Origin of the sequence: Enterococcus sp. BWT-B8 (assembly GCF_020567625.1) — a bacterium.
GTDB lineage: Bacteria > Bacillota > Bacilli > Lactobacillales > Enterococcaceae > Enterococcus_L.
The window spans coordinates 66213-87726 of record NZ_JAJDJV010000006.1 but is presented as its reverse complement, the minus strand read 5'-3'; the positions used below and the strand labels follow the sequence as shown (position 1 = coordinate 87726).

Below are 21514 nucleotides of genomic sequence, written 5' to 3'. Positions count from 1 at the left end.
GGAAATGGAAAAATCCCGAAAAGAATATTATAAAGGAAGTACCTTCATAACCGTGCTGCTCTTTTTGAATTTGTTCAGCTTGCTGTTCTTTTTAATGATAGAGGATTATCACCTGACAAAGAGCTTCTCTCAGCATACTGAAAGTTTTTACGAAGCAAAAATTATGGCGAGCATGTTTTTGGCAGAGGTGCGCGATAACCATACCTTGAAGACTGATGAAACGATTCATTATTCAGCTGGGAATCTTAATTATCAGTACAGTAGCGGTATGATAGAAATAACGGTGAATGTTTCTGGAATAAATTATATGTTTTATCATAAAGCAGACAATGAACTCGATTTGTGAAATGTGTATCAAACAGGTGCTTAAAATGACTGATACAGTATTTAAAAGAATAGTGAAATAATCGGTTATTTGTCATAAGTTAACAGTGTTTTTGCTGATAAAAGCGAATTTCCAAATATTATTGTGAAATTGATTGATTATTATGCGTTTTTTCGATAAAATGAAACAGATACAAAAGTTGTTATATTTTATAAAGTTGAGGTGTTTTTTTGTTTTCTGAGAAGATGGAAAAAGCTTTCGAGCAAATGGAACAGGCAATTCAGCTATTAAAGGGGTCTTTAGATGTTTCTTTTTTGGATGCCTATATAGAAAACGGAGACAATATTCTGGATAATTTTCAGGTACGTATTCTTGATGGAAAACCTGAAAAAGAAACGGTTCTCAAGCTGGAAAAAATTTACAAAGAGCTGGCAAAATTTGAATTAGAACCTGAGGAATTGCGGCGCCTAAGCCAACTATTGCTGCTGAAGGGAAATAAAGAGGAACCAATACAGGCGAATCATCAATTAACGCCTGACAGTATCGGTTTTTTATTTGTTTATCTCGTAGAACAACTGTATCCTGACAGAGAGTCGCTGCAGATTTTGGATATTGCATCAGGTATGGGGAATCTATTGTTAACAATTTTATTAAATCTGAAAGTCGAAAATGCTCAGGCTATTGGATATGGTGTAGATATTGACGATACACTGCTTTCGGTTGCTTCTGTAAATAGTGGTCTTACAGGCGCAGAGGTACAATTATTTCATCAGGATGGCATTCAGGATTTGCTGCTTGAACCGGTGGATGTGGCTGTCAGTGATTTACCGATTGGCTATTATCCAAACGATGACAAAGTGAAGGACTTTTCAGTTTCTGCTTCTGAGGGACACAGCTATGCGCATCATTTACTGATGGAACAGGTAATGAAATATGTAAAACCAGGCGGTTTCGGACTCTTTTTAGTTCCTTCAAATTTGTTTGAATCTGAACAGAGTGATCATCTTAAGAAGTGGATTCAGGAGCAGGTTTATCTGCAGGGATTTATTCAACTTCCTGATGGAATGTTCCAGTCTGAGCAGTCAAGAAAGAGTATTCTCATGGTGCAGAATAAAGGTGAAAACAGCAGGCAGGCGAAAGAAGTGCTGCTTGTTAAGCTGGCTTCGCTAAAAGATTCTCAAAAAATCACTCAATTTTTTCAACAATTTGAAGCCTGGAAATCTTCAAATTTATATTTATAATAATATCTAACTAATTTTAAAGAGGAGAATATCATGTCTAAAACAATTGCAATTAATGCCGGAAGTTCAAGTTTGAAATGGCAGCTGTATGTTATGCCCAGTGAAGAAGTAATCGCCAAAGGAATTGTTGAACGTATTGGTTTAAATGATTCTATCTTTACTATCAAGTATGGTGAAGACCAAAAATATGAAGAAATCGTTGATATCAACGATCATGATGTAGCCGTGAAAATGTTGTTGGATAAACTGATCGAATTAAATATTTTATCTGACTACAATGAGATCACCGGAGTTGGACACCGTGTTGTTGCCGGCGGTGAAGATTTTAAAGACTCAGCTGTTATTGATGATGAAGCACTGGCAAAAATTGAAGCATTAGCTGATCTTGCTCCTCTGCATAATCCTGCAAATGCAATGGGTATCAGAGCATTCAAAAAAATTCTGCCTGATATTATCAGTGTAGCGGTATTTGATACAGCTTTCCATACAACAATGCCTAAACACAATTACCTTTACAGTATTTCTACTGAGTATTATGAAAAATATGCAGCACGTAAATATGGTGCGCATGGAACAAGCCATAAATACGTTTCTCAGCGTGCAGCCGAAGTGTTGGGTAAACCAATTCAAGAATTGAAGATTATTACTTGTCATTTAGGAAACGGAGCATCCATTACTGCTGTAGACGGCGGAGTATCTGTGGATACTTCAATGGGCTTCACTCCACTTGCAGGTGTAACAATGGGAACCCGCTCAGGTGATATTGACCCGTCTTTACTGCCTTATCTGATGGATAAACTTGGTTTGACTGATATCAAGGAAATGATCAATATTTTGAATAAAGAATCCGGACTTCTAGGCTTATCAGGTATCTCAAGCGACATGCGTGATTTGGAAGCTAATTTGGATAAAGAAGCAGTTCAAACTGCCTATGCAGTATTCACTGATCGTATCCGTAAATATATCGGAAGCTATGTAACCGTGATGAATGGTGTCGATGCAATTGTCTTTACAGCGGGTATTGGCGAAAATGATTCCCATGTCCGCAGTGAAGTAATTAAGGGAATGACTTGGTTCGGCTGTGAAATTGATGCAGAGAAGAACAATGTTCGCGGGAAAGAAGCTGTGATTTCAACAGAGGATTCTAAAGTGAAAGTACTGCTGATTCCTACAGATGAAGAACTGATGATTGCTCGTGACGTGGAACGTTTGCGCGGCTAATTTAAATTTAACAGAAGTTTCAAAAAGACATGAAAGCTGATTTTAAATGCTTTCATGTCTTTCTTTTGAAAAAGCTGATTTTACTGGTAACGTCCCCAGTAAAGCCAGTCTTTTAAAGCCTTAGCTATTTAGCTTCTTCTTCTTGAGGAATGTTATTGTCCAAATCTGTTCGCACAACCAGTACATCACAAGGAGCATTTCGGATAACATACTCTGAAACGGAGCCGATGAATAATCGTTCAACAGCGTTTAGACCAGTTGCACCAATCAGTACCAATTCAATATCGTTGTCCTCAGGCAGTTGTTTTGCAATAATAGCTTTGGGCGATCCGTATTCAATGACAGTGGACACTTTTTTACAGCCGTGAAGCTCGGCCTGTTTCTTATAATCTTCCAATGTTTGTTTAGCCATTTCAGTGGCTTGTTCGGCGAGCATTCCGTCAAAGGCAGAGACCGACTGGAATGCACGAGTATCAATGACATGAGCCAGCAGCAATTCTGCTTTATTTCTTACTGCAACATTGACTGCTTTTTTAAAAGCCAATTCTGCTTCTGCTGATCCATCAACAGCAACCATAATCTTATTATAATTTTGTAACAAGTTAACCACTCCCTTTATCCTGAATAGTATTCTTGATCCTTACAATTTCATTGTAGAACAAAACAAAGAAAAATTAAATAAAAAAGGGCAGCCCCTCAGATTTTTTTTGAGAGAGCTAACCCAAATACGGCTGACACTGTCAGCAGGATAACGATATAACCAAGAGAAAAATAAAATTTATTAAACAGAGCAATAACAATCCCGGCACCACCTAAAATAAAAAAAAGCTGACTGTATCGCTGAAAAAAATCAGCGGGGATGTCTTTTTGTGAAAGTGATGAAAGAACAGCAGAGCTTTTTTTGATATAGATCCCAATGAAAATGGAAATAAGAGCAACAGCAATAATTAGAATTTGAATGAGCATAATTACCTCCGTAAATAAAAAAGATACAACATCAATCCTCAGATAAATGCTGCATCCTCAATTGTTTAAAAAAAGGAAAATCCGTCGATGCCGTTACTTGTCTTATAGTATTGAGCCCGCAATTAGCAGGTGGGTTCCACGATCTGCGATTTTGAGCTACCAAATGAAAAGGCATGCTACCCATCTAGATACTAGTCGGATCCCAAGATATCAATAAAAATGTTCGGTCAACACACAAAAGAGACAACGCGCACATCACAGATTTACCATCTTTATAATAGCATAGCTTTATCTATACGGCAATGAGATTGCCTATTGAAATCAGGAATTTTTTTCTTTCATTCTTTGGATTTTATTGTACTGCTGATGGAGTGCTTGTTCGTATTTTCCAGTATCAATAGGCTCATAATAGTGAGCATTCTTAATTTTATCAGGAAGATACTGCTGATCCACCCATGCATTTTCAAAAGCATGAGGATACTGGTAGCCGATTCCGCGTTTTAATTCCTTTGCACCTGAATAATGGCTGTCTCTTAAGTGATCAGGAACCTCTCCTGCCAGTCCTGCTTCAATATCTGCTATTGCTTTTCCAAGCGCAGCATTGGCTGAGTTTGATTTTGGTGAAAGACAAAGGTCAACAATTGCTGTTGAAAGCGGCATGACTGCTTCAGGAAAGCCTAATTTTTCAGCGGCTTGAACAGCTGTAACAGCTCTTGCTGCTGCTGCCGGGTTGCCTAACCCGATATCTTCATAGGCAACAACCATCAGTCTGCGGCAAATAATCGGCAGGTCTCCTGCTACCACCAGTCTGCCGAGATAGTGGAGAGCAGCATCTACATCACTGCCTCGAATAGATTTTTGAAACGCTGAGATTACATCATAATGTGCATCGCCGTTTTTGTCATGCGTTAATGCTTTTCTTTGGACACATTCTTCAATAATTGCCAGCGTAATAACAATTTTATTCTTTGTTTCTTTCGTTGATCGAACAGCCAGCTCCAGTCCATTTAATGCGCTTCTCAAATCTCCATTGGTAGCTCTGGAAAGATGCTGCAGAGCTTCCGGTGTAATCTCCACAGGATAGTCGCCCAGCCCCCGCTCTTTATCTTTTAGTGCAGCTTCTATCGCTGTTTTTATATCATCTTCATTTAGTGGTTTTACTTCAAAAATTTGTGTTCTGCTTCGAATCGCAGGGTTGATGGTGATATATGGATTTTCTGTTGTTGCTCCAATCATAATAATTCGTCCGCTTTCCAGATGTGGCAGGAGAAAATCCTGCTTCGTTTTATCCAAGCGATGGATCTCGTCCAGCAGGAGAATGACAGTTCCGCTCATTTTTGCTTCTTCAGCCACAATCTGCAGATCTTTTTTAGTGTCTGTTGCGGCATTCAGCATGCGGAATGCATAGTTTGTTGAACCGGCAATTGCACTGGCAATACTAGTTTTCCCTGTACCTGGAGGGCCATAAAGAATCATGGATGAAAGCATTCGGGCTTCAACCATTCGGCGAATAATTTTTCCTTCTCCTACTAGGTGGGTCTGTCCAACTACTTCGGCTGTATTTCTGGGACGCATACGATAGGCAAGAGGCTTTTGCATGAGTCATCTTCCTTTCCTTAGCTCTGAGTTTATCAAATCTATTTTTAGTATAAATGCATCTGGATCATTGTGATGATTCCGGGTATGTTGTTCATTTTAAAATTTTCGGGACATTATTACTCTATTCATATTTAAGGCGTGTCTGAAAACTATCGGGGTATCAGAATTGCCAGTTCTACTGATGCAGGTGCATTTAGCAGAATGGTAGGCGCACTGAGAATAGGACTGATTTTAAGAAATAAAATCAATGCATTGAATTGAAATTAAGAGATTACTCCTATGCTTCTTCGAATGCTTGTCACAAGGGTATCATCTGCTCCTGCGATTACTCGTCGCAGAGAAGGTCATGTAAGTGCTCCTGTGGTTGCTCAAAGCACGAAAAGACTTGCTTTGATAAATCAATCGCAGTGATTTATGATAATAAGAAGTATTCTCCGAAAATTGTCACGGAATTCGTCTAGATCTATTTTTTTGAAAACATTCGTCTTTAGAGTTTTTAGACATATCCTAGTATATCATGTTTTTTGTAAAGAACGTACATTCGTATTTTTGTTGTGATACAATGTTAAAGAAAATTTGATAAAATAACTGTTGTGAGTATGAACAATCTTTTAGAAAAATTGCTTATTCTTTAGAGAGGAATAACTGAAAGGATTTAAAATTTTGAAATCTTTTGAAGCAGATGAAAAGTTGAATGCTCTTCAGAAACGGAGGCTTACTCCCATTGGGCAGCTGTTTTCATAGCTTATTTATCAAGGATTGTGTATGATGGAAAGTGGTGTAACTATGAATGAAACGATGAATTATTTTAAAACGCATAAAACAGAACAGATCGCACAATATCTTTTAGGAATGTACTTGGAGCATCAGACAGAAAATGGTCTTTTGGCTGGATATATTGTGGATGCCGAAGCGTATCTGGGCCCTGAAGATGAGGCGGCACACAGCTTTGGGATGCGAAACACGCCAAGGCTGAAGGCAATGTATGATCATCCTGGAACGATTTATTTGTATACGATGCATACACACTTAATTCTGAATATGGTAACCGGAGACAAGGGTCATCCTCAGGGAGTGATGATTCGGGCAATTCAGCCTGCACAGGGATTGGAGGAAATGGAAAGACTCCGCGGCGGCAGAACAGGGGTCGAGTTGACGAATGGTCCCGGAAAACTGGTAAAGGCATTGGATATTAAAAGAGACTTATATGGTCAATCCATTTTTAACAGTTCTCTCCATCTGGTTCCGGAAAAAAGAAAGCATCCGAAAAAAATTCTTGCTTTACCACGTATTGGTATTCCGAACAAAGGAATCTGGACAGACAGCCCATTACGTTTTGCAGTGGCAGGAAACCCCTATATTTCATTACAGAGAAAAGATGCAGTTGATTTAACGACATTAGGTTGGAAGGAAGAATAGACAGATGAAAAAAGAAACGATGTTGGATTATCTGGATAAACAGATAGATAAGCAGCTCAGTGAATTTGACACAGCAATTGATTGGGATACACGAAATCATACCATTGAACTGATGGTACGCCTGTTTGCGGAAAATAATGCGGGTGAAACGATTGACGATTCAGAAGGAATTTCATCACAAGAAGAAATCATTGAGTTTGAAGATGGGATATTGTTTTTTAATACTGAAAAAGGGAAGCAGGAGCCAAACCCTGAAGATTTCTTAGCGGTTATCCCATTTGATGGAAAGAAAGGGATCAGCAAAGCAGTAATAGACAGTGTATTGGTCTATTTAAATGATGTATTGACAGATGGGCTGGATGATTTGCTTGAGTTTTTAAATAATCCGGATAAAGAATTCTTTGAACTGATCTGGGATGAAGAAGAATATAAGAATGTTTTGAAACAGGCAGGAACCGATTTGGAAATCTATCTGCCTTATCCAAGCTATTAAGGAGGGGCAGCGATGAAATGGACAGAAGTAAAAGTTGAAACTGCCAGTGAAGCGGTTGAAGCAGTCTCAAATATTATGATGGAAGCAGGAGCCAGCGGAGTAGCGATTGAGGATGCGCTTGATGTGGAAAACTTTGAGAGTGATTTGTTTGGTGAAATATTGGATAAAAAACACTTTACTCATATTAAAGAAGGTGCTCTGGTGATGGCTTATTTTCCGGAAACTACTTTTTTACCTGAAGTTGTTCCGTTTATCAAAGAAAATATCATGCGTCTGCCCGATTTTGGGTTGGCAATTGGGAAAAATGAACTAACTGTCAGTGAAGTAGCTGAAAGTGATTGGGCAACTGCCTGGAAAAAGTATTATCATCCTGTTCGTGTTACCCGCTATTTAACAATTGTTCCAAGCTGGGAGAAATACGAGCCCAAAGATGACAGCGAGAAAATCATCACTTTAGATCCAGGGATGGCATTTGGAACCGGAACGCATCCGACAACCAGACTCACTCTTCAGGCGCTGGAAACTGTTCTTCGAGGAGGAGAAACCCTTTTAGATGTGGGAACAGGATCAGGGGTGCTGAGTATTGCTTCCAGATATCTGGGGGCAGAATCTGTGTATGCATATGATTTAGATGATGTGGCGGTTACTTCTGCAAAAGAAAATATGGGGTTGAATCCAATTGCAGAAAATGTTCATGTTTCGGCGAATAATTTACTGACGGATATCAGTGTTGAAGCGGATGTAATAGTTGCCAATATTTTGGCGGATATCATTGTATTGATGATTAAGGATGCATATCGTCTGCTGCAGCCAAACGGAACGTTTATTGTTTCAGGAATTATCCACGAGAAAAAGGCTATGGTACTAGAACAGATGAGTGAAGCAGGGTTTATTGCGGACCAGATATTTCAACAGGGCGACTGGTATGCGATTATTTTGAAAAAATCAGAGGAAGAATAATATGCAGCGTTATTTTATAAACGAGACCTATGAAGAGAAAAACTTGTTTTCAGTTAACGGAGAAAATTATCATCACATTGTTCGAGTGATGCGCATGAAGCCGGAAGATCAACTTTTTCTTGTTTTTGAAGACGGTATTGTCATTCTGGGAGAAATAACAGAGATCAGTGATTCGGAAGTCCAGATCAGCGAAATTTCCAAAGAAGAAGCGGTTAAGGAGCTTCCAATAAAAGTAACGATCGCCTGCGGATTTCCTAAAGGCGACAAGCTTGAGTGGATTGTTCAAAAAGGGACTGAGCTTGGGGCGTATCATTTTATCGGATTTCCAGCTAAAAATTCTATTGTAAAATGGGACCATAAGAAAAAAGGCAATAAAGCAAAACGACTGGAAAAAATTGCACAGGAAGCAGCAGAGCAGTCTCACCGACAGTGGATTCCCGAGATCACTTTAGTTGAAAAAGAACAAGAATTGATTGATCAATTTTCTATCTATGAGAAAGTATTGGTTGCCTATGAAGAGTCAGCGAAGCAAGGAGAACGAAGCACGCTGGCACAAACATTGACAAAAATGAAACCAGGAGAAAAACTTTTAATTGTTTTTGGTCCGGAAGGCGGCTTTTCACCGGAGGAAATCAATCTATTTGAACAAAATGGAGGGGTTCTCTGCGGATTAGGTCCTCGGATTTTAAGAGCTGAAACTGCACCGCTTTATGCACTGAGTGCTGTCAGCTATCAATTTGAATTACTGGTGTAGGGGGGTTGTTATGGGCATTGATTTAAAACAATTATCTGTACTGCTGTTGGATTCATCTATGACTGATCAGCAGTTGAAGGAAGATATTTTGTTTATCAGGGAGTTTGGCATCAAAGCTGTTATCGTGCTGCCCTGTCAGATAACCAGAACAAAGCAGCTTTTGGAAGGAACAACAATACAGGTCGGGAGTATTGCAGATTATCCATTGGGCGCTGGAACCTTGGGTAAACAAGCGTTTGAAACGGGTGAAATATACAGAAACGGCGCAGCTGAAGTCTATATTACAGCAACACTGGAAAATCTGCCGATAAGCAAGCAAACTTTTCAAATGCTTGAGCCGCTTTCTTTTGGAAAAGGACAGTTAGGATTTTTCATTGATATCGATGAGATGCCAGAGGAGGATCGCAGCAGAATCGCTTTTCAGATTGGACGTGTCAATGTTAAGGAAATTTTGCTGGGAACAGGCATATCTGTTGAAGATGCATTATTTCATCTGGGTATTTTCCGTACCGCAAGGGAACGCCAGCTGAGAGTTCAGGTAAATGTGAATTCACCTACATTACTGGAGATAGAAATTTTACTTCAATCAGGTGCAGATGTGATTGGAATCAACAACGCCAGAGAGGTTCTGCCGCTGCTGAAAAAGAAGTGAGCAGCGGACAAAATTGAGAATTTTAAGTATAATGATTACTGCTTAAGAAGCAAGGACAGTAGTCAGTTATGAGAAGCAGGCAGGAGTTTACGAAAATTGTTCAACAAATTTTTGATAAATTGCTGTTTGTTTTTTGAAGATGAATGATTTGAACGAGGAATATTCATATTTAGTAAGAAATAACTGCTTTTCCGAATTTCTATTCTTGATGGATTGAGTCGATTTTTTATAGAAAGTTACTTTGGAATTGAATGTGCTGCGAAAGGATGAATAAAATAGGGGGGTATATCTGTTCATTTTTTCATTCTTTAATCTGCTTTCTTTTAAAAATCTCAGCTCAGATCAAAAATTTATTGTTTCTCGGGCTTTTTTTTACTCTGATTAATGTTAAACTATAAAAATATAAACTGACAATAGACAATGACTGTATTGTGCAGACTACTGCAGCAGCAGTCTGTTGAAAATAAATACAGAGAAAGGGTGAGGGCGATGTCAAAGGAAGAAATCGTAACCGGTCCGCAAGTAATAAGCACTGTGTCAAAATATATGTCAGACCAGCACACTGCTTTTGTTGAGAAAGCCTACAAATACGCTGAAAGTGCGCATGAAGGACAGGTTAGAAAATCAGGAGAGCCTTATATTATTCACCCCATACAGGTGGCGGGCATTCTTGCTGAATTACATATGGACCCTCATACCGTTGCAACGGGGTTCCTTCACGATGTCGTCGAGGATACTGACGTAACTTTGGAAGATTTAAAAAATGAATTTGGCGAAGATGTCGCTATGCTGGTTGACGGGGTGACAAAGCTTGGTAAAATCAAGTATAAGTCCCATGAGGAACAGTTGGCGGAAAACCACCGAAAAATGCTGCTGGCTATGGCGCAGGATTTACGGGTTATTATGGTTAAGCTGGCTGACAGACTTCATAATATGCGCACACTGAAACATCTGAGGGATGACAAACAGAGACGAATTGCTCAGGAAACGCTGGAGATTTATGCACCGCTGGCTCATCGTTTAGGGATGAGCCGTATTAAATGGGAACTTGAAGATACAGCCTTGCGCTATATCAATCCCAAACAGTATTACCGGATTGTACATTTAATGCAGACCAAAAGAGAAGAACGAGAAGAATATATTACTGAGGCTGTAGAAGATATTAAAAAAGCTACAGAAGATTTAGAAATTTACGCAGAGATTTATGGAAGACCGAAGCACATTTACTCTATTTATCGGAAGATGAAAGATCAAAAGAAGCAGTTTACGGAAATTTATGATTTACTGGCTATACGTGTCATCGTTGATTCCATTAAAGACTGCTATGCTGTGCTGGGAGCGATTCATACAAAATGGACACCAATGCCGGGACGTTTTAAAGATTACATTGCTATGCCAAAAGCCAATATGTATCAGTCTATCCATACGACAGTTATCGGTCCAAAAGGAAATCCTATAGAAGTTCAAATACGGACGCATGAGATGCATCAGATTGCAGAATTTGGGGTAGCCGCTCACTGGGCATATAAAGAAGGAAAAACAGATAAAGTCGAAGAAGATGAAGAAAGCAAACAACTTAGCTGGTTCCATGAAATTTTGGAGCTTCAAGACGAAAGTTATGATGCTTCTGATTTTATGGAAAGTGTCAAAGGCGATATTTTTAGTGACAAAGTCTATGTTTTCACCCCGACAGGTGATGTAACTGAACTGCCGAAAGGTTCCGGACCTCTTGATTTTGCCTACAGTGTACATACTGAGATTGGGAATAAAACAACTGGTGCCAAAGTAAATGGCAAAATGGTTCAACTGGACTATACGCTGAAAAACGGGGATATTATTGAGGTTCTGACTTCACCTAATTCATTTGGTCCCAGTCGTGACTGGCTGAAAATGGTAAAAACCAGTAAAGCCAGAAATAAAATTAAACGATTTTTCAAGGTTCAGGATCGGGAAGTAAATATTATTAAAGGGCATGACTTGATCAGCAAATTCTTGACAGAGCATGGCTTTACACCAAAAGAATTTATGAGCAAAGCTAAAATTTCCGAAGCAGTTGAGCGATTCAATTATCAGTCGGAAGATGATTTGTATGCTGCTGTGGGCTATGGTGAAATCAGCGCACAAGTGGTTTCCAATCGTCTGACTGAAAAAGAACGAAAAGAGCAGGAAAAGGAACGGCAGAAGCAGGAAGCAGAAGAACTGCTGACTCAGCCTGTGAAAAAAGAGTCTGATAAGATGAAAGTTCGACACGAAGGCGGAATTGTTATTCAGGGGATTGATAATCTTCTGATCCGCCTAAGCCGCTGCTGTAATCCTGTACCGGGAGATAAAATTGTCGGCTATATCACCAAAGGGCGTGGGGTGTCTATTCACCGTGCCGACTGTCCGAATGTTCAGCATCAGGAGGAGCTCCCTGAACGTATGATCGAGGTGGAGTGGGAAGATACTGAGAATCTGAATAAGGAATATAATGCAGATTTAGAGATCTATGGCTATAATCGCAGCGGTCTCTTGAATGATGTTTTACAAGCGATCAGTTCCATGACCAAAAATTTGGTTAGCGTAGAAGCGAAGCCAACTAAGGATAAAATGGCAATGATTCATCTTACGGTGAAAATTCAGAACCTGTCTCATTTAAAAACAATAGTAGACAAAATCAAAAATGTTCCGGATGTTTATAGTGTTCGTCGGACCAATGGGTAGGAGGAGACAATGTGAAGGCTGTTATTCAAAGAGTTTCAAAAGCTCATGTCGAACTGACAGGTACTATTATCGGGAAAATTGATCATGGATTTATGATCCTTTTAGGGATTCATGTAGAGGATACTATGGAAGATGTGGCGTATCTGGTACGTAAAATCAGCAAGCTTCGTGTCTTTGAGGACGAAGAAGGAAAAATGAATCTGGATATTCAGGCAATAGGGGGAAGTATTTTAAGTGTTTCTCAATTTACGTTGTATGCAGAGACAAAAAAAGGAAACCGCCCGAGCTTTATTCAGGCTGCCAGACCTGAGCAGGCTGTTCCTCTCTATGAAGCATTTAATCAGCAGCTGAGAGACGCTGGTATTATTGTTGAAACCGGGGAATTTGGCGGCAACATGGATATTTCTCTAATCAATGACGGACCAGTCACAATCGTTATTGATACACGGGAAAAATAAAAAGAGTCATTTCTGTTTCTGGAAGATTTTTCAGAAATGGAAATGACTCTTTTTCATGACAAACGCATGAAAAAATACAAATGAAAAGAATTGAAGCAAAGTAAAAAAAACTCCTCCTGTCAAGTAAGGATGAAGTGAAAAGGGAGTCATCCAGTGGAAACAACGTGATAAATAACAAGAGGCTCCCAGCAGGCTGATTTTTTCTTTAAGGAAGAAGCAATCCAGATACACAGTATTTTTAATATTTAGGTTGTTTATTTTTTGTAGTTTAAAAAAATGAACAAAAACCTGCATAATAAAGAATAGACGGTTTTGTACTTTTGATGTGATTCTTTTTTACTGTGACTGTCATGAATAGAGGATTCACTGGTATAATAAATAGTTGAATGAATACTTACAAAAGAAGGAGCTGAATCAATGAAACGATATAAAGAAGAGTTGCGTCCTCTATTGAAGAAACTGCCTGTTCCTGTGTTGGAAGATACATTGGAAGAAGCTGTCGAATGGGCGGCTCCGTTTTTGACGGATGAAGAGATGGATGGATTTAGACAAATTATCCGGCAGTTTGCTGAAGCAGAGGGAATGGTACTTCAAGCACGCTTGAATGAATATTGCGACAAAGGAACAGACAGCTGGCTTGCTCCGTTCTGGGAGGAGAACTATTTGGCTTTGCAGGGACATTTGCAAACCCAATCTAATTTTGCTTTAGTTATCAATCCGAAATACCATAAGCATCTTGCTTCACGTGCTGAGAAGGCTGCCGGTGTCATCTGCTCTCTGGTAAAAAATTGTCAAGATTACTATGAAGAGCGTTTTCCGCTGGATTATACTCGTAAAAATGAGCATTTGGATATGTCATTTTATGGGAACTTTTATGGCAACTGCCGGATTCCGGGCGAATTTGGTGATTCTTTCTATAAAGCAGCAAAACCATCTAGACATGTTATAGTTGTAAATGACGGCTGCTATTATCAACTTGAGGTCATTAATGATGCCGGCCAGATGCATTCTCAGGATTCAATATTAGCAATGATTCATTTCATTCTGACTAAGGATAATTATTCAGATGAAGCCGAAAAGAATTTAGCTTACTCTACAGGGGTTAAAAGAAACGAGGCGGGTCATGTCTATCGGCTGTTAAAAAAATATCCGGAAAATGCTGAGAATCTGGCAATGATTGAACATTCTTTATTTATGCTGTCTTTTAATGCCGGTGATGATATGACGGAAAATGGGCGGATTTCAACTATGCTGCTGGATGGAAAAGATCAGTTTTATACGAAAACTATCCAGGCAATCATTACAGAGAATGGCGGGATTGGTTTTAATATGGAGCATACAGCGGTTGATGGTGTTCCGGCGATGAATTTGCTGACCCAAGTATTTAAGCAGTTAAATTCTATTGATTTCAGTAAAGCTGCTGCTGACCAAAAGCTCGCTGAACAAAATATACCAGTAAGATTGAACTGGCATTTGACTGATGAAATCAGCGCAGAGCTGGTAAAATGTAAGGAATTGACAGAAGCTGAAAATAATTCCTGCAGTATTCAACGACTAGTTTTGGACTACGTTGGAAAAGAACAAATAAAGGCATTTAAAATCAGTCCGGATGCTCTTTTTCACATGGCATTGGCAGTTGCTCAGCAGAGAGTATTCGATGAGTTGAAATCTGTATATGAGCCTGTTGCTATGAGAGAATTTTATCAGGGAAGGACCGAGTGTGCCCGTTCTGTCAGTTTGGAAAAAAAGAAGTTTGCTGAAGCATTTGTCAACAGGAAGAAGGAATCAGCTCAGGATAATTTGAGTTTATATAAGCTGTTTATGAGTGGTATAGAAGCTCATTCCAAGCGTATCAGCAGGTGCCAAGAAGGGCTGGGGGTAGAACGACATCTTTTCGGACTGCAGAAAATGACTGATGCAAAGGTGGAAGCGGAGTATTTTTTCTCTTCTGACGGTATTCAAAAAATCAGTCAAAATTTTATTTCTACAACAGGAATTCCTTCTGACTTACTGGAATCGTTTAGTTTTGGACCAGTAGAACAGGATGGTTTTGGCTTGTATTACGGTATTCTTGAAAATCGTATTGCCCTGACCATTTCATCTAGAAAAGAGCTGACAGAAAAAGCGATGCAGCTGCTGGATGCGATCGATCAGGCAATAACGGAGCTGCTTGACTTGGCGGCTGATCAGAAAATAAACACAGCTGTTAATTTTTAATCTGCTGAAAAGAAAATAGCTATAGAAAAATACTGAAGTTTCTGGATACAACTGCTCGACAGCTGTTGCTTAAACCTCAGTATTTTTAGTATGTTTCAGAGTGGAATCAAGACTCCATTTCCTCCAGCTCAAGGCTCAACTCTTCCCAAGTATTAAGGAGCTCTTCTTGTTTCGCTTGTGCCTCTTCCAGCTGTGTATTTAGTTTTATTAAAAGGACATGATCTTCAGTTGAATCAGGCTGACTCATCTCTGTTTCAAGTATATGAATTGTTTTATCCACTTCAGCCGTCATCTCTTCAATCTGAATAATTTTTCTCTTCAGAGTCCTTAAGAGTTTCTGAGACTCTTTATTTTGATAAAAATCTGATTTATTCGTCGGAATGGTTACCCCTTTTTGGTCTTTGACAGCTACCAAAGCAGCGAGCTCTTCTTCCTCTTTTTTCTTTTCCAGATAATAATCATAGTCACCAAGGTACAGCTTGCTGCCTTTTTCTGACAGTTCAATTACCTTCGTTGCAATCCGGTTAATAAAATAGCGGTCATGAGAAACGAAAAGCAAGGTTCCTTCATAATCAATCAGTGCATTTTCGAGTACTTCCTTGTTGTCAATATCCAAATGGTTGGTCGGCTCATCAAGAATCAAAAAGTTTTCTTTATTCATTGACAGTTTTGCCAGAGCGACTCGGGCTTTTTCTCCACCGCTGAGTAAAGGAATGGTTTTATCCACATCATTTCCGCTGAACAGAAAGCTTCCAAGTACATTACGGATATCTTTCTCAGGTGTTGTCGGATGCTCATCCCATAATTCTGCAAGAACCGTTTTGTTTCCATGAAGATTCGCCTGCTCCTGATCGTAGTAGCCGATTGAGACATTTGTTCCCAGAGAAACAGAGCCTTTAATAAACGGAAGCTCACCGATAATTGATTTCAGCAGCGTGGATTTGCCAATCCCGTTAGGTCCAACTAAAGCAATAGCCTCCTGTCTGCGAATATCCATGTTAATTGGGGCAGAAAGTATCTTTTCAGCATAACCAATCGCTCCATTTTCCAATTGAAGGACAACATTGCCGGAAGTTTTTTCGATATCAAAAAGAAAGTGCGCCGATTTCTCATCACCTTGAGGTCGATCTAAACGGTCCATTTTTTCAAGGACTTTACGCCGACTTTGTGCACGCTTGGTTGTAGAGGCTCTGACAAGATTACGGGCAACAAAATCTTCCAGCTTGTTAATTTCAGTTTGCTGTTTTTCAAATGCTTTCCACTCACTCGCCAGCTTTTCAGCCTTCAGTTTTAAATAGGTTGAATAATTACCTTTGTAGTGGTGCATCTTTCTTCTGCTTAATTCATAAATTTCAGTTACAACTTTATCCAGAAAATAACGGTCATGGGAAACGATCAGTAAAGCACCGGAATAGTTCGGCAGATAGTTTTCCAGCCAGGACAGGGTTTCGATGTCCAGATGGTTGGTTGGTTCGTCCAAAATTAGAAGATCAGGTTTTTGCAGCAGCATTCTCGCCAACGCCAGACGTGTCTTCTGTCCGCCAGAAAGAGAATTGATGGAGCGATCATAAAAACTGCTGTCAAATCCAAATCCATGGAGGACAGAACGAATTTCATTTTCTATGCCATAGCCATTTTGATCAGCAAATTCCTGCTGCAGACGATCATATTCTTTTAGGATAGGCGGATAGTCTGAACTCTCGGGATCTGTTTCACTGATTATTTGCTCTAACTCGTGCATTCTTTTTTCCATTGCAGTTATTGCTGCAAATGTCAGCAGCATTTCAGCCCAAACGCTCTTTTCAGAATCAAGTCCTGTATCTTGGGCCAAATATCCCAAGGTTGAGGTTTTGCTTTTGGAAATTGTTCCGGCATCAGGAGTTTCTGTGCCGGCGATTATTTTCAGCAGTGTGGACTTGCCGGCTCCGTTCCGTCCAACTAAAGCAATTCGGCTGTTGTCCGCCACTTCCATCTGTATGTTTTCAAACAAAGTCTCAGCACCAAAATAGCGGGCAATCTGATTTGCTTGTAATAAAATCATTATGCTGTCCTCATTTCGTAGTAATCCCTATCAGTGTAGCATAAAATAACGAAAAATTCAGTTTGATGAAACAGCTGTTTCGTATTTTTTTTATTATAGTATGAAATAAAAAATAATTATGAGCAGTAACATTGCTTTTTGTTCAGAGTAACTGCTATTATTACTATTAGAGGAGATTTAAATAGTTGGAGGTATGAATGTGAAAGATCAAACGATTCCAAGAGCCACTGCACGCAGGCTCCCTTTATATTATCGGTACTTAAGAATTTTGTATGATGCAGGAAAGAACAAGGTTTCTTCAACTGAGCTGAGTGAAGCAGTCCAAGTTGACAGTGCAACTATTCGCCGTGATTTTTCCTATTTTGGAGAACTGGGCAAAAGAGGTTACGGATATGATGTCGAAAATTTGATGAATTTTTTTGGTAAAACACTGAATGATGATGAACTGACAAATGTCGCACTGATTGGTGTGGGGAATTTGGGCAGCGCACTTCTGAAATATAAATTTCATCAAAGCAACAGCATTAGAGTGAGCTGTGCGTTTGACATTAATGAGGATATTGTCGGAAGAATTGTGGATGGTGTACCTGTTTACCCGATTGAAGATATGCTGGAGCAAATTAAAATGCAGCAGATTGAAGTTGCAATTTTAACACTGCCTGCACGTAAAGCTCAGGATATAGTAAATCAGTTGGCAGAAGCTGGAATCAAAGGGATACTAAACTTTACTATCGCCCGCCTGGCAGCTCCGTCACACGTATTGATTCAAAATGTTGATTTAACCAATGAGCTGCAGACATTGATTTATTTCCTGCATAATGATGAGAAATTAATTGATGTGGAAGAATCAGAATAATTAGTGTTGCAAAAGCAAATATGAAGCAAACAAAAAGGAGTCGTTGCCCGAACTGAAAAATGTTCTGGAAAAGATTCCTTTTTTGGTGTTTGCTTTTTCTTTTTAGATAACAAAACAGCTCTCAAATCATTGTGGGAGGTCCAGCAATCCATAATGAACAATGAGCTGTAGAATAATGACTAATGTATTCATTCCGCAATGTGCAATAACGGAAGTCCAAATTTTTCCGGTCATTTTATAAAGGATGGTAAAAAATAAACCAAGGAAGAAATAAACAAAATAATTTCCATCCATATGAATCACGGAAAACAGTATAGAGCTGATCACAGCAGCAAGCCAAAATCCTGTTTTAGGAAATGTAAACAAGTCAATCAATGAACGGCGAAAGACAAATTCTTCCATAATAGGACCGCCAATGGCCGTAGCAAGGATAAACAGTTTATTTTCTACAATAACAGAGATGATGCTTTCTGTATTTTCCGAGCTGGGCTGAGTGTTTGTGATTGCCATTTGTATCCCCATAATGAGTGCTTGAAGAATTAATGCAATAAATATTCCGCTAATTCCCAGAAGTAAAATAAATACGGGTGAAGTTAATTTCCCTTCCTGCTCAATTTCTATTTTTGAATGATTTCTAAAATAAAGAAAAATCATTGCAGCAGCGCCCAGAACATACGCAAATGTCGACCATAAAATGACGATTTGCTGAGAAGCACCAGCCAATGCCAGCGGTGAGAGAAAAATAACGAAATAGAGCAAAGTGATAGTGATACTGGTTTTCTTTTTAGCCATGAAGATCCTCCCTTATTTAACAATTAGTAAGAGTATATCATACAAAAGTAATCTTTGGTAAAGAGGTTCTTCTATTTTTTGTCACGATAGCCAAGAAATAGAAAAATGAATATCGCAAAAAATAAAGCTTCCCATAAAGTGGTCGTCCAATTGATGGTTCTGTCTACTCTAAAGAAAATGTTTCCGATATTTGCAACGAGTAGATAAATAATTGTTAAAAGAGCAGTTTGTATTATACGCTGTCTCATAGCATAAACTCCTTTTTCTTTATTTTATTAAGGATACTTTTCTTCTTCTAGTTTATCATGAAGCTGCTGAAAAGTTTAATTGAAAGATAACGAAAGAGGGAATTAGATAAGAAAGGTAAAATTTTCTGTTCAAAAGACTTGCAAAGCAGAAGAGAAATGAGTATTATAAATAGTGTGAGTTAGCACTCGATTATCAAGAGTGCTAATGTATGTAAAATTATTATTATGGAGGGATTTATTGTGTTAAAACCATTAGGCGATCGCGTCATTCTTGAAGTCGCGGAAGAAGAAGAAAAAACAGTGGGAGGCATCGTTTTAGCTTCAGCTGCAAAAGAAAAGCCACAGACTGGAACTGTTATCGCAGTTGGCGAAGGCCGTATTCTTGATAACGGTACAAAAGTTCCTGCAGAAGTTAAAGAAGGCGATACCGTAATGTTTGAAAAGTATTCTGGAACAGAAGTTAAATATGAAGGAAAAGAGTATTTAATCGTTTCCGGAAAAGATATTATCGCAGTTGTAGAGTAAATTTTTAAGTAGAAGATAGTATTAAAAAAATAAAATAAGGTGGGAAAATCATGGCAAAAGAAATTAAATTTTCAGAAGATGCCCGTGCGGCAATGCTTCGCGGTGTTGATATTTTAGCAGATACAGTGAAAGTGACTTTAGGGCCTAAAGGTCGTAATGTAGTTTTGGAAAAATCTTTCGGTTCTCCACTGATCACAAATGATGGTGTGACGATTGCAAAAGAAATCGAGCTGGAAGATCATTTTGAAAACATGGGAGCAAAGCTGGTTTCAGAAGTTGCTTCTAAAACAAATGATATTGCTGGTGACGGAACAACAACTGCCACAGTATTAACTCAGGCAATTGTTCGTGAAGGGTTGAAAAATGTAACTGCGGGAGCTAATCCTTTAGGGATTCGCCGCGGTATTGAGTTGGCAACAAAAACTGCAGTAGAAGAACTGCACAATATTTCAACGGTGGTTGATTCAAAAGAAGCGATTGCACAGGTTGCTGCGGTTTCTTCAGGTGATGAAAAAGTGGGTCAGCTGATTGCTGATGCAATGGAAAAAGTCGGCAACGACGGAGTTATCACAATTGAAGAATCAAAAGGAATTGAAACAGAGCTGGACGTTGTTGAAGGAATGCAGTTTGATCGCGGCTATTTATCTCAATATATGGTAACTGACAACGACAAGATGGAAGCTGTTTTGGAAAATCCTTACATTCTGATTACTGACAAGAAAATCTCCAATATTCAGGATATTCTGCCATTGCTGGAACAAATTTTACAGCAATCTCGTCCGTTGCTGATTATTGCTGACGATGTGGATGGCGAAGCATTGCCAACATTGGTATTGAACAAAATTCGCGGAACATTTAATGTTGTTGCAGTAAAAGCACCAGGCTTTGGCGATCGTCGTAAAGCAATGCTTGAAGATATTGCAGTATTAACTGGCGGAACAGTGATCACAGAAGAACTGGGACTTGAATTAAAAGATACAACCATTGAAAATCTTGGTAATGCAAGTAAAGTCGTTGTTGATAAAGACAATACAACTATCGTAGAAGGTGCCGGAGGGAAAGAAGCGATTGAAGCACGCGTTCAATTGATTAAAAACCAAATCGGTGATACTACTTCTGATTTTGATCGTGAAAAACTACAAGAACGTTTAGCTAAATTAGCCGGTGGTGTAGCTGTTGTTAAAGTCGGTGCTGCTACTGAAACAGAATTGAAAGAATTGAAATTGCGAATCGAAGACGCATTGAATGCAACTCGTGCAGCTGTTGAAGAAGGTATGGTATCAGGTGGTGGTACTGCACTGGTGAATGTGATCGGAAAAGTTTCTGAAGTAGAAGTTGAAGGTGACATAGCAACAGGTGTGAAAATCGTTATTCGTGCATTGGAAGAACCAATTCGCCAAATTGCAGAAAATGCTGGTTATGAAGGTTCTGTTATTGTAGACAAACTGAAAAATATCGAATTGGGAACAGGATTCAATGCAGCAAATGGTGAATGGGTAAACATGGTGGAAGCCGGAATCGTTGATCCAACAAAAGTAACTCGTTCTGCATTGCAAAACGCAGCTTCTGTAGCAGCATTACTGCTGACAACTGAAGCAGTTGTTGCAGACAAGCCTGAACCTGCCGGAGCAGCAGCACCGGCTATGGACCCTTCAATGGGAATGGGCGGCATGATGTAAGCAACCTCTAAGAACCTTGAGAAATCAGGGTTCTTTTTAATTTTCTGTTATTTTTAACGGCTTATAGGGCAAAACTTTCTAAAAAAATTATGTAAGCGGGAAATAAGGTTAACCAATCCAGAATTACAACAATCGGCTAAAAGAACCATGGATGCTTTAACAGCCAAAGGTGGGATTACTCGATTAGATGATCTAAAAGGAAAAATACATATTATGATAACTGGATAGATATTTTCAAAAAAAGATACTTACAGGAAGTGATTGAAAAGAAAAAAATTAATATTTTATCAATCTGTAAGTTATTTATTGTTTATAATAAGAAAGGCACAGCGTATCATTTGTATGAAGTAAAAAATAAAGGAGTA

At 39.0% G+C, this 21514-nt stretch carries 20 protein-coding genes and 1 other RNA gene; 14 read left to right on the top strand and 7 right to left on the bottom strand.

Features of this window, described 5'->3' with window-relative positions:
• The first annotated feature begins 4 nt into the window (after positions 1–4).
• The 3 genes from comGG (at position 5) to LI951_RS07555 (ending at position 2787) form a co-directional block, all read left to right on the top strand.
• Positions 5–346 carry a competence type IV pilus minor pilin ComGG gene (comGG, locus tag LI951_RS07565; protein WP_202064807.1) on the top strand — a complete coding sequence of 114 codons (342 nt, stop codon included), beginning with the start codon at positions 5–7 and terminating at the stop codon, positions 344–346.
• 209 nt (positions 347–555) lie between these two features.
• A complete protein-coding gene (locus LI951_RS07560; protein ID WP_229441760.1) occupies positions 556–1566 on the top strand; it encodes a class I SAM-dependent methyltransferase in 1011 nt (336 codons plus the stop codon).
• Between the two features lie 33 nt (positions 1567–1599).
• The gene (locus tag LI951_RS07555) at positions 1600–2787 is read left to right on the top strand and encodes an acetate/propionate family kinase (RefSeq protein ID WP_202064805.1); all 1188 of its coding nucleotides are present in this window, start codon (positions 1600–1602) and stop codon (positions 2785–2787) included.
• A 124-nt stretch (positions 2788–2911) separates the two neighbouring features.
• Here LI951_RS07555 and LI951_RS07550 read toward each other — a convergent pair whose 3' ends face one another.
• The 4 genes from LI951_RS07550 to LI951_RS07535 form a co-directional block, all read right to left on the bottom strand.
• On the bottom strand, positions 2912–3388 hold the full coding sequence (locus LI951_RS07550) for a universal stress protein (RefSeq protein ID WP_202064803.1): 477 nt from the start codon (positions 3386–3388) through the stop codon (positions 2912–2914).
• A gap of 95 nt (positions 3389–3483) precedes the next feature.
• Positions 3484–3753, bottom strand: coding sequence for a hypothetical protein (locus LI951_RS07545; protein WP_202064802.1), 270 nt, complete (start codon positions 3751–3753; stop codon positions 3484–3486).
• 74 nt (positions 3754–3827) lie between these two features.
• Positions 3828–4020: non-coding RNA, 6S RNA (gene ssrS / locus LI951_RS07540), on the bottom strand.
• A 54-nt stretch (positions 4021–4074) separates the two neighbouring features.
• A complete protein-coding gene (locus LI951_RS07535; protein ID WP_229441759.1) occupies positions 4075–5352 on the bottom strand; it encodes a replication-associated recombination protein A in 1278 nt (425 codons plus the stop codon).
• Between the two features lie 786 nt (positions 5353–6138).
• Here LI951_RS07535 and LI951_RS07530 point away from each other — a divergent pair.
• The 8 genes from LI951_RS07530 to LI951_RS07495 all read left to right on the top strand — a co-directional run bounded on the left by LI951_RS07530 (position 6139) and on the right by LI951_RS07495 (position 15008).
• A complete protein-coding gene (locus LI951_RS07530) occupies positions 6139–6771 on the top strand; it encodes a DNA-3-methyladenine glycosylase (protein ID WP_420705923.1) in 633 nt (210 codons plus the stop codon).
• A 4-nt stretch (positions 6772–6775) separates the two neighbouring features.
• Entirely contained in the window at positions 6776–7264 is a 489-nt protein-coding gene (locus LI951_RS07525) for a DUF3013 family protein (protein WP_202064799.1), read from the top strand.
• Between the two features lie 12 nt (positions 7265–7276).
• Positions 7277–8224, top strand: coding sequence for a 50S ribosomal protein L11 methyltransferase (prmA, locus tag LI951_RS07520; RefSeq protein WP_202064798.1), 948 nt, complete (start codon positions 7277–7279; stop codon positions 8222–8224).
• A 1-nt stretch (position 8225) separates the two neighbouring features.
• Positions 8226–8978, top strand: coding sequence for a 16S rRNA (uracil(1498)-N(3))-methyltransferase (locus LI951_RS07515; RefSeq protein ID WP_202064797.1), 753 nt, complete (start codon positions 8226–8228; stop codon positions 8976–8978).
• A gap of 10 nt (positions 8979–8988) precedes the next feature.
• Positions 8989–9630 carry a deoxyribose-phosphate aldolase gene (locus LI951_RS07510; RefSeq protein ID WP_202064796.1) on the top strand — a complete coding sequence of 214 codons (642 nt, stop codon included), beginning with the start codon at positions 8989–8991 and terminating at the stop codon, positions 9628–9630.
• Between the two features lie 489 nt (positions 9631–10119).
• Positions 10120–12333: a RelA/SpoT family protein gene (locus tag LI951_RS07505; protein WP_202064795.1), complete on the top strand. Its 2214-nt coding sequence runs from the start codon at positions 10120–10122 to the stop codon at positions 12331–12333.
• 11 nt (positions 12334–12344) lie between these two features.
• The gene (dtd, locus tag LI951_RS07500; RefSeq protein WP_202064793.1) at positions 12345–12791 is read left to right on the top strand and encodes a D-aminoacyl-tRNA deacylase; all 447 of its coding nucleotides are present in this window, start codon (positions 12345–12347) and stop codon (positions 12789–12791) included.
• A 417-nt stretch (positions 12792–13208) separates the two neighbouring features.
• Positions 13209–15008, top strand: a complete 1800-nt coding sequence (locus LI951_RS07495) for a choline/carnitine O-acyltransferase (protein ID WP_229441758.1) — start codon at positions 13209–13211, stop codon at positions 15006–15008.
• 106 nt (positions 15009–15114) lie between these two features.
• Here LI951_RS07495 and LI951_RS07490 read toward each other — a convergent pair whose 3' ends face one another.
• Positions 15115–17049 (bottom strand): ABC-F family ATP-binding cassette domain-containing protein, encoded by a 1935-nt coding sequence (locus LI951_RS07490; RefSeq protein ID WP_202064789.1) that lies wholly within the window; start codon positions 17047–17049, stop codon positions 15115–15117.
• Positions 17050–17248: 199 nt separating this feature from the next.
• On the opposite strand from LI951_RS07490, the gene LI951_RS07485 reads away from it, so the two are divergent.
• Positions 17249–17905 carry a redox-sensing transcriptional repressor Rex gene (locus tag LI951_RS07485; RefSeq protein ID WP_202064787.1) on the top strand — a complete coding sequence of 219 codons (657 nt, stop codon included), beginning with the start codon at positions 17249–17251 and terminating at the stop codon, positions 17903–17905.
• A 126-nt stretch (positions 17906–18031) separates the two neighbouring features.
• Here LI951_RS07485 and LI951_RS07480 read toward each other — a convergent pair whose 3' ends face one another.
• Both LI951_RS07480 and LI951_RS07475 read right to left on the bottom strand, forming a co-directional pair.
• The gene (locus tag LI951_RS07480) at positions 18032–18697 is read right to left on the bottom strand and encodes a CPBP family intramembrane glutamic endopeptidase (protein ID WP_202064785.1); all 666 of its coding nucleotides are present in this window, start codon (positions 18695–18697) and stop codon (positions 18032–18034) included.
• Between the two features lie 71 nt (positions 18698–18768).
• Positions 18769–18945: a hypothetical protein gene (locus LI951_RS07475; RefSeq protein WP_202064783.1), complete on the bottom strand. Its 177-nt coding sequence runs from the start codon at positions 18943–18945 to the stop codon at positions 18769–18771.
• 240 nt (positions 18946–19185) lie between these two features.
• Here LI951_RS07475 and groES point away from each other — a divergent pair, with 240 nt between their 5' ends.
• Together groES and groL are read left to right on the top strand one after the other, a co-directional pair.
• Complete coding sequence (gene groES, locus LI951_RS07470; RefSeq protein ID WP_202064781.1) at positions 19186–19470, top strand: co-chaperone GroES; 285 nt, start codon at positions 19186–19188, stop codon at positions 19468–19470.
• A gap of 50 nt (positions 19471–19520) precedes the next feature.
• Positions 19521–21149, top strand: a complete 1629-nt coding sequence (gene groL, locus LI951_RS07465) for a chaperonin GroEL (protein ID WP_202064780.1) — start codon at positions 19521–19523, stop codon at positions 21147–21149.
• Positions 21150–21514: the final 365 nt, after the last annotated feature.

Excerpts from the sequence above, each read along its gene's own strand:
- comGG (WP_202064807.1), top strand. The coding sequence starts at position 5 with ATGGAAAAATCCCGAAAAGAATATTATAAAGGAAGTACCTTCATAACC.
- LI951_RS07555 (WP_202064805.1), top strand. The coding sequence starts at position 1,600 with ATGTCTAAAACAATTGCAATTAATGCCGGAAGTTCAAGTTTGAAATGG.
- LI951_RS07545 (WP_202064802.1), bottom strand. The coding sequence starts at position 3,753 with ATGCTCATTCAAATTCTAATTATTGCTGTTGCTCTTATTTCCATTTTC.
- LI951_RS07535 (WP_229441759.1), bottom strand. The coding sequence starts at position 5,352 with ATGCAAAAGCCTCTTGCCTATCGTATGCGTCCCAGAAATACAGCCGAA.
- LI951_RS07530 (WP_420705923.1), top strand. The coding sequence starts at position 6,139 with ATGAATGAAACGATGAATTATTTTAAAACGCATAAAACAGAACAGATC.
- LI951_RS07525 (WP_202064799.1), top strand. The coding sequence starts at position 6,776 with ATGAAAAAAGAAACGATGTTGGATTATCTGGATAAACAGATAGATAAG.
- prmA (WP_202064798.1), top strand. The coding sequence starts at position 7,277 with ATGAAATGGACAGAAGTAAAAGTTGAAACTGCCAGTGAAGCGGTTGAA.
- LI951_RS07515 (WP_202064797.1), top strand. The coding sequence starts at position 8,226 with ATGCAGCGTTATTTTATAAACGAGACCTATGAAGAGAAAAACTTGTTT.
- LI951_RS07510 (WP_202064796.1), top strand. The coding sequence starts at position 8,989 with ATGGGCATTGATTTAAAACAATTATCTGTACTGCTGTTGGATTCATCT.
- LI951_RS07505 (WP_202064795.1), top strand. The coding sequence starts at position 10,120 with ATGTCAAAGGAAGAAATCGTAACCGGTCCGCAAGTAATAAGCACTGTG.
- LI951_RS07495 (WP_229441758.1), top strand. The coding sequence starts at position 13,209 with ATGAAACGATATAAAGAAGAGTTGCGTCCTCTATTGAAGAAACTGCCT.
- LI951_RS07490 (WP_202064789.1), bottom strand. The coding sequence starts at position 17,049 with ATGATTTTATTACAAGCAAATCAGATTGCCCGCTATTTTGGTGCTGAG.
- LI951_RS07480 (WP_202064785.1), bottom strand. The coding sequence starts at position 18,697 with ATGGCTAAAAAGAAAACCAGTATCACTATCACTTTGCTCTATTTCGTT.
- LI951_RS07475 (WP_202064783.1), bottom strand. The coding sequence starts at position 18,945 with ATGAGACAGCGTATAATACAAACTGCTCTTTTAACAATTATTTATCTA.
- groL (WP_202064780.1), top strand. The coding sequence starts at position 19,521 with ATGGCAAAAGAAATTAAATTTTCAGAAGATGCCCGTGCGGCAATGCTT.